This window comes from Roseivivax lentus, assembly GCF_900156805.1.
Taxonomy (GTDB): Bacteria; Pseudomonadota; Alphaproteobacteria; order Rhodobacterales; family Rhodobacteraceae; genus Roseivivax; species Roseivivax lentus.
On record NZ_FTOQ01000014.1, the window covers coordinates 57,682 to 68,924 of the forward strand.

Annotated in this window: 12 protein-coding genes; 7 read left to right on the top strand and 5 right to left on the bottom strand. The window is 62.4% G+C overall.

The features are described from left to right. Positions 1-10: 10 nt before the first annotated feature. Entirely contained in the window at positions 11-967 is a 957-nt protein-coding gene (locus tag BW990_RS16935; protein WP_143526259.1) for a tyrosine-type recombinase/integrase, read from the top strand. Positions 968-1,116: 149 nt separating this feature from the next. On the opposite strand, the gene BW990_RS16940 is transcribed toward BW990_RS16935, so the two are convergent. The 5 genes from BW990_RS16940 to BW990_RS16960 form a co-directional block, all read right to left on the bottom strand. Next, positions 1,117-1,821, bottom strand: a complete 705-nt coding sequence (locus BW990_RS16940; protein ID WP_076449898.1) for an IS6 family transposase — start codon at positions 1,819-1,821, stop codon at positions 1,117-1,119. Positions 1,822-2,042: 221 nt separating this feature from the next. After that, positions 2,043-2,570, bottom strand: coding sequence for a peroxiredoxin (locus BW990_RS16945; RefSeq protein WP_076449899.1), 528 nt, complete (start codon positions 2,568-2,570; stop codon positions 2,043-2,045). Positions 2,571-2,587: 17 nt separating this feature from the next. Beyond that, positions 2,588-4,012: an aldehyde dehydrogenase family protein gene (locus BW990_RS16950; protein ID WP_076449900.1), complete on the bottom strand. Its 1,425-nt coding sequence runs from the start codon at positions 4,010-4,012 to the stop codon at positions 2,588-2,590. Between the two features lie 18 nt (positions 4,013-4,030). Then, positions 4,031-4,627: a glutathione S-transferase family protein gene (locus tag BW990_RS16955; protein ID WP_076449902.1), complete on the bottom strand. Its 597-nt coding sequence runs from the start codon at positions 4,625-4,627 to the stop codon at positions 4,031-4,033. 10 nt (positions 4,628-4,637) lie between these two features. After that, positions 4,638-5,411 carry an SDR family NAD(P)-dependent oxidoreductase gene (locus BW990_RS16960; RefSeq protein WP_200798070.1) on the bottom strand — a complete coding sequence of 258 codons (774 nt, stop codon included), beginning with the start codon at positions 5,409-5,411 and terminating at the stop codon, positions 4,638-4,640. On the opposite strand from BW990_RS16960, the gene BW990_RS16965 reads away from it, so the two are divergent. From BW990_RS16965 to BW990_RS16990, 6 genes are all read left to right on the top strand, one after another. Continuing rightward, on the top strand, positions 5,383-6,981 hold the full coding sequence (locus tag BW990_RS16965) for an ABC transporter substrate-binding protein (protein WP_200798071.1): 1,599 nt from the start codon (positions 5,383-5,385) through the stop codon (positions 6,979-6,981). The genes BW990_RS16960 and BW990_RS16965 overlap by 29 nt on opposite strands. Positions 6,982-7,051: 70 nt before the next feature. Further along, entirely contained in the window at positions 7,052-7,942 is an 891-nt protein-coding gene (locus BW990_RS16970) for a branched-chain amino acid ABC transporter permease (RefSeq protein ID WP_076449908.1), read from the top strand. A 12-nt stretch (positions 7,943-7,954) separates the two neighbouring features. Continuing rightward, complete coding sequence (locus BW990_RS16975) at positions 7,955-8,869, top strand: branched-chain amino acid ABC transporter permease (RefSeq protein ID WP_076449910.1); 915 nt, start codon at positions 7,955-7,957, stop codon at positions 8,867-8,869. Further along, complete coding sequence (locus BW990_RS16980) at positions 8,869-9,639, top strand: ABC transporter ATP-binding protein (RefSeq protein WP_083950688.1); 771 nt, start codon at positions 8,869-8,871, stop codon at positions 9,637-9,639. Before BW990_RS16975 ends, BW990_RS16980 begins: the two co-directional genes overlap by 1 nt. Further along, positions 9,632-10,351: an ABC transporter ATP-binding protein gene (locus tag BW990_RS16985; RefSeq protein WP_234990293.1), complete on the top strand. Its 720-nt coding sequence runs from the start codon at positions 9,632-9,634 to the stop codon at positions 10,349-10,351. The genes BW990_RS16980 and BW990_RS16985 overlap by 8 nt, the downstream gene beginning before the upstream one ends. Before the next feature lie 3 nt (positions 10,352-10,354). Then, positions 10,355-11,242 (top strand): branched-chain amino acid ABC transporter permease, encoded by an 888-nt coding sequence (locus tag BW990_RS16990; protein WP_076449915.1) that lies wholly within the window; start codon positions 10,355-10,357, stop codon positions 11,240-11,242. Position 11,243: the final 1 nt, after the last annotated feature.

An 11,243-nucleotide genomic window follows, 5' to 3' on the forward strand; every position in this document is an offset into this window, starting at 1 on the left:
ACTGTCAGGCGTGACGCTCGACTGTGAACTGGCAGCACTTGAACGGTCTGACGTCGGGAACGGGCATAAAGATTTCGAGCGGTTCCACATCGAATGGGCGATGGTGTTCCGTACCGATCTTGGGCAAGCCAAGGACAGGACCGGCAAGTTCTTGAGCAAATCCACCAGCCGCGCGATCATGGCAACCGTGCGCGAGTTCACGATCTGGCTTTCTCAGCAGGAAGGCTACAGGAGCCGGATCAGAACGTCCGATGCCGACTACTTCAACCTGTCGCGCCGCGACGAAGCCGAAGCCCGTGCATCGTCTCGCCGCCCCACTCCCAGCGTCCAGCAGGGGCAACACGCTTTCGATTTGATGCCCTCGACCACCCCGCGCGAAATGCGGGACAAGGCCGTCTTCGCCTTACTTTGCCTTACGGGTATCCGTGTCGGTGCATTGATCAGTCTGTGCATCCGGCATGTCGATCTGGATGAGAAATCCGTGACGCAGAACCCCCGCGAAGTGGCGACGAAGTTCGGCAAACGCATCGACACCTTTTTTGCAAAAGGCTTACCCGAGGCCAAAGCTGTTTTGCGGAACTGGATCGCCTACCTGGAAGACGAAGCGCTCTATGGCCCGGACGACCCGCTTTTCCCAGCAACCGCCATCGCACCAAACTCGAATACCGGCTTCACGGTCGAAGGTTTCGAGCGCCGCCCGTGGAAAAGCACGGAACCAGTCCGCAAGATCGTCAACGCTGCCTTCCAAGCCGCCAAGCTGGACAGCTTCGGCCCGCACGCCTTCCGCCACATGCTCGCCCGCCATGCCGCACAGAATTGCACTGCGGTCGCGGAAATCGTCGCCACAGCGCGGAACCTCGGTCATTCCGATGTGCGGACAACGTTGCGCAGCTATGGCCAGATCAGCCGCGAACGCCAGCGCGCCTTGATTACAGGCGAGTCTGGCGATGACCTGATGGAGGACTGATCCGACTGCAGAGCAAAGGATCACCGCGCGTGGGAACAAGCATTCGCAAATTCAATTTTTACCAGCAAAAACAATTTATTAGGCTGATATAGTGGCGGTGCTGTCAGACCAATTCGAACCCGTCTCTGCCAGGACAGTGACACTGCCCCTTATGCGGCGCAAAGACCGCGCCACTCGGCAAGAGCAGCGGCGCGATTTGCCTTGAAGAGGGGTCTGCTCGAGAGGCTGCGCTCCTGGTTGAAGTGGTTAGAGACAGAGGCGTGGACAGCGGCGAATTTCTGCAAACTTCGCATGCGACGAAACCGAAGCATCGCCCGTTCCCGTCGTCGGAACGGCAAGTGTGAGTTCTCTGCTCGATTGTTCTTCCAACGGCCTGTTTCTTGTCGATCTTCGGAACCGATTTGCTTCAGCGCGGCACCATAGGATCGGAGCATGTCCGTCACGATCACCTCGGGCCGACCATGTTTGCGCATTGCTTTCTTTAGGAATTTCAACGCGGCCTTCTTGTCTCGAGTCTTCGTCACGATGCTTTCGAGTACCTCGCCTTCGTGATCAACGGCCCGCCAAAGATAGTGGCGCTCGCCATTGATCTTCACGAACATCTCGTCGAGATGCCAACGCCAACTGCTGGATTTCATCCCTTCGATGCGCCGCCTACGGATCTCCGAGGCGAACAGTGGCCCAAACCGGTGCCACCAGAACCGGACCGTCTCATGGCTGACATCGACGCCACGTTCGTGCAGCAAATCCTCTACATTGCGCAGCGAAAGCGGAAAACGGACGTACAGCATCACCGCCAGGCGGATTATCTCGGGGCTTGTCTTGAACCACTTGAATGGGCTGGGTTTGGTCATGCGGGGCGCTAGCCAGCGCCCTACCCCGCCTCAAGACAAGTTCCTCTGACAAAGCCCCTGAAAGGGCTGGGTTTGGTCATGCGAGGACGCTAGCCAGCGCCCTGCCCCGGCTCAAGCCAGGTTCCTCTGACAGTGCCTCCTGGGACGTTATCAAGGCAAGTTCGTCTGACAGTCGCCCTTTGCTGGGCAGGCCGATCCAGACACCATATCCGGTGTACCAATTACTCCTTCTCGAGGTACTCCAGCATGATCTCCGCGCTGGACCGGTCAAGCGGTACGCCATCCGGATTATCTCTCAGGCCGGGCTCGGCGAAGACCTGTCTGATCGCGCCGTCTTCGACCAGCATCGAATACCGCCAGCTCCGCAGGCCCATCCCATGGTCCGAGCGGTCGACGAGCATGCCCATCATCCGGGTGAACGCGCCATTTCCATCCGGTAGCATGAAGACCTTCTCGATATTTCGCGATCTGGCCCATTGGAACATGACAAAGGCATCATTGACGGCGAGGCAGATGACCCGGTCGATACCACATGCCATGAAGTCGGCATGCAGGCGTTCGTAGCCGGGCAGATGGCTGTCCGAGCAGGCAGGCGTGAATGCTCCGGGAAGCGCGAAGAGGACGATCCGCTTGCCTGCGAACACGTCTGCGGTCGTCAGCGCCTTCCACTCGAATGGATTGTCGCCACCGAGTGCGGCGTTGCGCACTCGGGTATGAAACACGGTGTCGGGGACCTGTTGTGGTGTCACGGTGGCTCTCCTCGAACTCAGAACTTCACCGTAACCGTCTTGAGATGCGAGTAGTGATGGATTGCCTCGATCCCCTTCTCGCGTCCGTAGCCCGAATTCTTGTAGCCGCCGAAAGGCGTTTGGACAGACATCGTATTCCAGACATTGACGAAGATCTGGCCCGCGTCGATCCGGTCGGCAACGCGCAGGGCGCGGCTGATGTTTTGGCTCCAGACCGTGCCGATCAGGCCGTAATCGCTGTCGTTGGCGATGCGGATCGCATCCTCTTCGGTGTCGAAGGGAATCACGACGCCGACGGGACCGAATATTTCCTCCTGCGCGATGCGCATGTCGTTCGACACATCGGCGTAGAGCGTGGGCTGGATGTAGAACCCGTCACCGTCAGCCACGGCGCCGCCGTGAAGACAACGCGCACCATCTTCTTCGGCGACCTTGAAGTATGTCTGCACGCGCCGGAATTGCGCAGGCGTAATGATGGGGCCGAGATTCTCACCAGGAACAATGCCTTCCACCGCTTTCTTCAACTTACCGAGGAATGCGTCGTAGACGGACCGCTGCACCAGCACGCGCGTGCCGGCGGAGCAAACCTGACCGGCGTTGAGTGTGAAGCCCTTAACGGCCTCGGTCGCAGCGGTGTCAAGATCGGCGTCATCGAACACAATGTTGGCCGACTTGCCACCGAGTTCCAGCGTGAGGGGAATGATCCGGTCGGCCGCGATATGACCGATGGCCCGGCCCACGCCGACCGATCCCGTGAAGGCGACCTTGCGGACATCGGGATGGCTCACGATGGCTTCGCCCACGTCCTTGCCGGTTCCGAGTACGACATTGATGACGCCGCTGGGAAAGCCGACTTCGCTCGCCATCCGGGCCATGGCGACCGTGGTTTGGGACGTGATCTCGGAGGGTTTCGCGACGATCACATTGCCCGCGACCAGCGCCGGCGCGATAGCCCGAGCGGCCTGGTTCAGCGGCAGGTTCCAAGGCGTGATGACACCGACGATCCCGTAGGGCTCGCGCTTGGTGAAGACGTGCTGATCGGGTGCAACGTCGAGCACATCGCCAGTCGGCAGATACACGAGGCTGCCGTAGAACTCGAAATAGGCGACCGATCCATCGATTTCGGCATAGGCCATGGGCATGGGTTTGCCGGTGTCGGCACGCTCCATCTCGGCCAGCTCGTCACGCTTCTCGCGCATCATGGCCGCGAGGCCCATCATCAGACGTCCGCGCTCTGCGGCGTTGAACCGGCGCCACCCCTCGGCGGCGCGCTTGGCGGCGCCAACGGCGGCGTCGACGTCGGCCTTCGTGCCGGCGGCGACCGAGATGCCCGGCCCGCCGGTCATCGGATTGACGTTGTCGAGGTAGCTGCCGGACGCGGCGACGGAGTTACCGTCGATCCAGTGTTCCAGTTTACCGAGTGTGGCGATCTGCTTGTTCATTCTCTCGCTCCCCAGAGCTCAGATATAAGGCATGGTGGCTTCGACGGACGGGCGACCCTTTTGCCGTTCGCGCCAAGCGCGAAGGTTCGGCAGGTCGGCCAGCCAGTCCCGATCGGTGAACCGGAAGACCACGTAGTCGATCAGCGTAACGGCGGCGAAGTTCGCGATGTCGGGCCGATCGGCGAAGTCGCGCGGCAGGTTGGCGTCAAGCCAGGCGAGACCGCTTGCGATGCTGCGAAACCGCTTGGAGCCGACCATGTCGGTGTCGAATTTGTCGCTCGACTTGCGGCCAATGATGATGGCCGTCGACGCCTCGGCTGCGCCCAGTGCAGGGGCGGCGATTTCGAGCGTGCGGGCGAGATCGTCCGACGGGTAGATGGACGGCTGGGCGACCTCGTCAAGATAGCGCAAGATGAGATGCGCCTCGGCAAAAACATGGCCGTCATCGGTCGTGAGCGTCGGGACGCGGCCCGCCGGGTTGGCCTTGAGGAAGACCTCGGGGTCAGCCCAGGGATCGACGATTTCCAGCTCGACCTTGTCTGCGAGACCCTTCTCTTCGATGGCGAGTCGCACCAGACGGACGAAAGGCGACGTGGTGTTGATATAGAGATGCATGGGCCTCTCCTCACTTGACCTTGAGCGTGATGCCGCCGTCGATCACCAATTCGATGCCCGTGATGTGCTTGGCCTCGTCCGAGGCCAGGAACACGCTGGCCCAGGCGACGTCCCATCCGTCGCCCATCTGTCCGAGCGGCACAAGGGCATCGCGCGCCTTCACCATCGCCTCGGTCGAGCCGTAGACGGCTGTGACGTTGCCAGCGTGGATCAAGGGTGTGTTCATCAGCCCCGGCAGGATCGAGTTGCAGCGGATGCCCTTCGGCCCGTAGTTCAGCGCGATGTCGCGGGTGAAGGCGTTCACCGCCCCCTTGGACGCCGAATAGCTGATGCAACTGTAGCCTAGGCTGTGCGTCGAGGCGATGGACGATATATTGATGATCGACCCGCCACCCTGTTTGGTCATGATCGGCAGGATGTTGCGGCAGGTCAGGTAGATCGACTTGACGTTGATCGCCATCAGCCGGTCCCATTGTTCGTCAGTCAGATCCTCCGGCCCGCCCGGGTCGATGATGCCGACATTGTTGTCGAGCACGTCGATGCGCCCGAAGGCCTCCATGCAGGCATTGACGGCAGCCTCCACCTGGTCCGCTTTCGAGACGTCGCAGACAGCGGTTTCGACCGTGCCACCTTCTTCTCGGATGATCTTGGCGGTTTCCTCGACGGCGTCCTTGTTGATGTCGAGCGCAAAGATCTTGGCGCCTTCGCGCGCCATCGCCACGGCAGCGGCCTTTCCATTGCCCCAGCCGGCACCGATGGCACCCGCGCCCGAGAAGAAAACCACCTTGTCTTTCAATCTGTCGCCCATGTCCGAGCCGCCCTTCCGTGATGCCGAGAGTTGCCGCACACTCGCGCGTGCGGATCGGATCCGGAAATATGAATGCAGTCTAAACGCCAGAGGAAACACCTATACCGCTCATCGTAGCGCCCCTCCGGACAAGCGAATACATCCACGGAGCGCCTCAAAAACGATTGAATTCGCTGAGTTTCGCCCCCGAGCCGAAAGCTCCGCAGATAGCGATATAGAAAAAAGCTCTAATCGGCATGGGATTTCCGTCTTTGAAATCAATCGCCACCTCCCGCCATTGTCCGGCCACCGGCACAAGGGAGGGCACGACGTCTCAGGCACCGCCATCCGCCGGTTGAAACGGAAATGGAGGACTGCCATGAAATTCTCAACGCTCATGACCGCATCGCTGCTGGCTTTGGCCGCTGGCCCTGCCGTCGCTCAGGACAAGACCATCAATATTGCCGGATTCGGCGCTTCGTCAGGTGTAGTCGGCATCTTCGGCCAAAACTCGGGCGCGGCGATGGCCGCCGCTGTCGAGAAGATCAACGCCGAAGGCGGTGTGACGCTGGCCGATGGATCCCAGGCGTCGCTTGTCACCACGTATTACGACGACCGCTGCAATGCCGAGGAGGGTATTTCGGTTCTGCGCCGCATCGCTTCGACCGATGCGCTTGTCGCAGTCGGCCCGACCTGTTCGAACGTAGCCGAACCGCTGTTCGGCATCCTTCAGGCCAAGGTCGACGACGCGGGCGACACCGGGCTGCAATTCCCGGTCTTCACCGACGTCGCGATCAAGGGTGGCCTTGCCGGCATCTCGGAATGGGTGTTCCGCAACACGCCGTCCGAGTCGACGATGTACGACAGCCTCTTCGCCTGGATCCGCGAAACGCACCCGGATGCCAAGACGATTTACGGCGGCGTCGAGGAAGATTTCGCCCATTCCCGCTTCACCTGGTACGAGGTGATGAGGAAGGCCGCCGAGAACCATGGATTCGAAGTGGTGGGCGAGGCCCAGTGGCTCCTGAACGACACCAACTTCAGCAACCAGGCACGCGGCATGCGCCGTGCCGAGCCCGACGTTGTCGCGATCTCTGCGCATCCCTTCACCACCTGCGGGATGCTGCGGGAAATGGCGCGCCAGCGGGTCGAACCGAAAGTGCTGGTGGGCCTCACCTCGTCCTCGTCGCTGGAAACGCTGACCGGCTGCGCAAACGAAGCCGAAGGCATCATTATCCCGACCTCTTTCGCGCCGGTGAACGAGGGAGCCCAGAGCGCAGCCGCCGCGGTTGTGGCGAATGGTGGACAGCTCGACCTGCACAGCGCCGCCGCCTGGGAAAACATCATGATCCTGAAGGACGTGATCGAGGCCGCGGGAATCGAGGGCACGGACGCTTCGCGTGAAGAGGATCGCCGCAAGATCCGCGACGGCCTTGCAGCGCTGACCGAGGCGCCGGGCCTTCTGGGCATGAACAAGCGGATGCCCGATGGCGAAGCGGTGAAGCCTTACGTCTTCGTCGACGCCGAGAACGGCAAGTGGGAAGTGCTGCACAATCCCGGCAGCTGATCCGATCTGGCCCGGGCGCGTCCTCCCTCGTGCCCGGGCCTTTCTTTCGCCGAACCTGAGGGGCTGACCCATGGACTATTTCTTCTTCATCGACCTGATCCAGTCGACGGTGGACGGCCTTCTCTTCGGCACCACCTACGCGCTGATCGGCATCGGCTTCACCCTGATCTTCGGGGTCATGCGCAAGCTCAACCTCGCCTACGGAGCGGCTGCTCTGGCGGGGACCTATATCGGCCTCGTCGTCTTCCTGATGTTCGACGCGCACCCGGCGCTGGTCTTCCTCGCCTCTGCCCTCGGATCGGGGCTGATCGGACTGGTCGTCTATCTCTGCTGTTTCCGCTTCACCCCGTCCAACTATCCGATGGCGTCGCTGCTTGCCTCGGTGGGGATGCTGCTCTTCATCGACGAGGTGGTGATCCATGCCAGCCACGGCCTGCCCTATCCCTATCCATCGGTCTTCCGCGATGCGATCATCGAGCTGGGCGATGTCTGGGTGCGGGGCGACCTGCTCTTCGTTTTCTTCATGTGCGTTGTCGCCATGGCCGCGCTGTTCTGGCTGCTATACCGCACGCCGCTTGGCCTTGCCACGCGGGCGGTCAGCCAGCAGCCCCGCGCGGCGCAGCTTTGCGGCATCGACGTCACTCGCGTGAACATGATGACCTTCGGCATCGCGGGCGTTCTTGGCGGCATCGCCGGCGCGATGACTGCCGCCGCCGTCGGTGTCCTGTCGCCCGTCATCGCCATGGGTCTGACGGTCAAGGGCCTGATCGTCGTGGTGATCGGCGGTCTGGGCTCGATCCCCGGCGCGATCATCGGAGGGCTTCTCGTCGGTGCGGCCGAGAACATCTTCCTGCTGCTGCGCGGCGTCACCGAGCGCGATATCTACGTGATGCTGCTTCTCTTCATCTTCCTCACCCTGCGTCCCGGCGGCCTCTTCGGCTCAGCCCAGACGCGCGACTAGGAGGGACGGACAATGGACTTCTACCTCGGCCTTCTCCAGATCATCGGCGTTCACACGCTTCTGGGACTTTCGGCCTACGTCGTCCTGCTGACCGGGCAGGTCAGCATGGCTCAGGCAGGCTTCTACGCCATTGGCGCCTACGTCGCGGCGATGTGCACGGCGATGTTCGGCCTCCACATCCTGCCCGCGATTATCGTGGCGGGCCTCGTTACCGCCGCCATCGCCTGCGTCGTCGGCTTCCCGGCGCTCCGCGTGAAGGGCCTGATGCTGGTTGTCGCGACTCTGGCCTTTGGCGAGATGGTGCGGCTCTTCTTCTTCAACTTTTCCTGGCAGGTGGAGCGCGGCGGCGAACTGATCGGACCGAACAGTGCGGAGGGCTTCCGTGCGATCCGCTTCTTTCCGGAGAACGGCTGGGAGATCTGGCACGTCACCGGCTTCATCTGGATCGTCGTCGCGGTCGTGATGGGGGCGCTCTGGTGGATCGACAACACCCGTGCTGGTGCCGTGCTTCGCGCGGTCGGACATGACGAGACCGCCGCGCAATCCATTGGGCTGAACCTGACCGCTGTGAAGGTCGGCGCGATGACCCTCGGCGGGCTGGTGGCGGGAATGGGCGGCGGCATCTACGCCCACACGGTGACCCATATCGAGCACGCGGTCTTCGGCGTGCTCCTCGCCACTTTCGCCATCGCTTATCCGATCCTTGGCGGCCTCGGCTCGGTCTTCGGCACGCTGATCGCCGTGATCTTTATCCAGGGCTTCCTGGTCGAGGGTCTGCGCTTTCTTGGCGACTGGCGTTCGCTACTCTTTGGCGCGCTCATCGTGCTGGCGATGAACTTTCGTCCGACGGGGCTTTTGGGCGAACGGATGCCCCGGCTATTCAAGCGCCGCGGACCCGACAAACTCGAACTGAAGGAGGCCGAGTGATGCTGACGCTTGAAAACCTCTCCAAGCATTTCGGCGGCGTCCGCGCGGTCGATGGCGTGACGCTCACGATCAGGGAAGGCGAGATCTTCGGCCTCATCGGGCCCAACGGATCGGGGAAGTCCACGACCGTGAACCTCATCACCGGGCTTTACACGCCGACCACCGGGACGGTGACGCTCGATGGCTGGGACCTGACCGCAATGCCCCAGCACGCGCGCACATCCCGCGGCGTTGCACGGACGTTCCAGAACATCCGTCTGTTCGGCAACCTGACAGTCGCCCAGAATCTCTGGGTCGCACAGAATGGGCACGAACAGCGGCGCGAGCACTTCCTGTCGCGCTGGTTCAAGCCCGGCGGCGAGCATGGCGCCAGCGTCGACGAGCTTCTCCAGTTCTCGCGGCTTTATTCAAAGCGTGACGTATTGGCGGGCAACCTGTCCTTCGGCGAAATGCGGCGGCTGGAAATGGCGCGCGCGCTCGCGTCGAACCCGCGGGTGCTGCTGCTGGACGAGCCGGCTGCGGGCGCCAGTCAGGAAGACGGCCAGCTTTTGGCCGAGCGCATTCGCGCGGTGCGCGACCGCGGTGTGACGGTGCTTCTGATCGAGCACATGATGGAGCTTGTCATGGGCATCACCGACCGTATCGCCGTGCTGAATTTCGGCCAGAAAATCGCCGAAGGCACTCCGCGCGAAATCCAGGACGATCCACAGGTCCGCGCAGCCTATCTGGGCAGCGGCCATGACGAGAAGATGGAGAGAGCCAGTGCTTGAGATCGCCGACATCAAGACCTCTTACGGCAAGATCGCCGCGCTCAAGGGGGTGTCGCTCGACATTCACGATGGCGGGCTGACCTGCCTTCTGGGCCCCAACGGTGCCGGTAAGACCACGCTTATCTGGACGATCGCGGGCATCCTGAAAGCGCAGGCCGGGTCGATGAAGATCGACAGCGAGGAAATCCTTGGTCTGAAGCCGCATCAGATCGTGTCGAAGGGCATCGTCACGGTGCCCGAAAACCGCCTGGTCTTTCCGGATATGAGCGTGCGGGACAACCTGATTGCCGGTGCCTTCTCGCGGCGCAAGGAAAAGGGGGGCATCGAGGGCGATCTTGAGGACGTGCTGACCCGCTTCCCGCGCCTTCGCGAGCGGTCCGAGCAAATGGCCGGCACGCTGTCGGGTGGCGAGCAGCAGATGCTCGCCGTCGGACGGGCCCTGATGGCGCGACCGAAGATCCTGTTGATGGACGAGCCGTCGACGGGCCTAGCCCCGATCATCGTCGAGGAGATTTTCGAAATCATCGGCGGCCTGCGCGACGAAGGCCGGACGATCTTCCTGGTCGAGCAGAATGCGCACATGGCGCTCAAATACGCCGACCGGTTCTACCTTCTCGAACAGGGTCGCGTCACCTTCAGCGGCGAGCCGGGCGCAGTCGACCACGACGAGGTGATCCAGCGCGCCTATCTCGGCGCTCGAAAGGCCAGCTGACGCATGCTCGATCTCGCCCAGAACACAATGGACGGGATCGCGGCGGGGTCGGCCTATGCCCTCCTCGCCATCGGGTTCACACTGATCTTCGGCGTGATGCGGCGTCTCAACATCGCCTTCGGGCCATCGATCATGGTCGGCGTGTTTCTCGGCGCATGGGTCAATGCGCAATGGTCGGCAGGCCTGATCGGCGCGACGATCGCGACCTTCGCGGGCGCGCTGGTCGCTTCTATTTACGTAGAACGGTTGTCCTTCGCGGCGATCCGGGGCGACGCGGCGCTGGCGTCGATGGCGTCAAGCTTCGCGCTCTGGATGCAGCTTGAACAAGGTGTTGCGCTGGCGTTTCCGGGGCGCACAACAGCGTTTCCGACACTGCCACCGCTGCTGGACGTCCAGTTTGTCGGGCTCATCCTTCACGGCGACGACATCCTTGTCCTGACGGTGGCCGGGATCGCGCTGTTTCTGCTGCACCGACTGATCTATCGCAGTCATTTCGGGCTTGAGATGCGCGCGCTTGCCGACAGCGCCGAGGCCGCCGCGGTCTCACGCGTAAACACGAAGCGCGTCGCGTTCCTGACGTTCTGTCTTGCCGCGCTCATCGGCGCGGTGGCGGGATTGCTGATCGCCGCAACCGATGGCCAGGTTTCGCCGAAGTTCGGACTCTGGGCCACGATCAAGGGGCTGGTCGCGATGATGATCGGCGGTCTCGGCTCGCTCCGCGGCGCGCTTCTGGGCGGGCTGGCGCTTGGCATCGTCGAGGCGCAGGCGCAGTGGTACCTTGGCGCCGCCGCGCGCGAAATCGTGGTCTTCGGGCTGCTGTTCCTCTGCCTGATCGCGTTGCCGGGCGGGCTGGCAGGCATGCGCGAGACCGGTGCTGAGAGGAAGCTCTGAG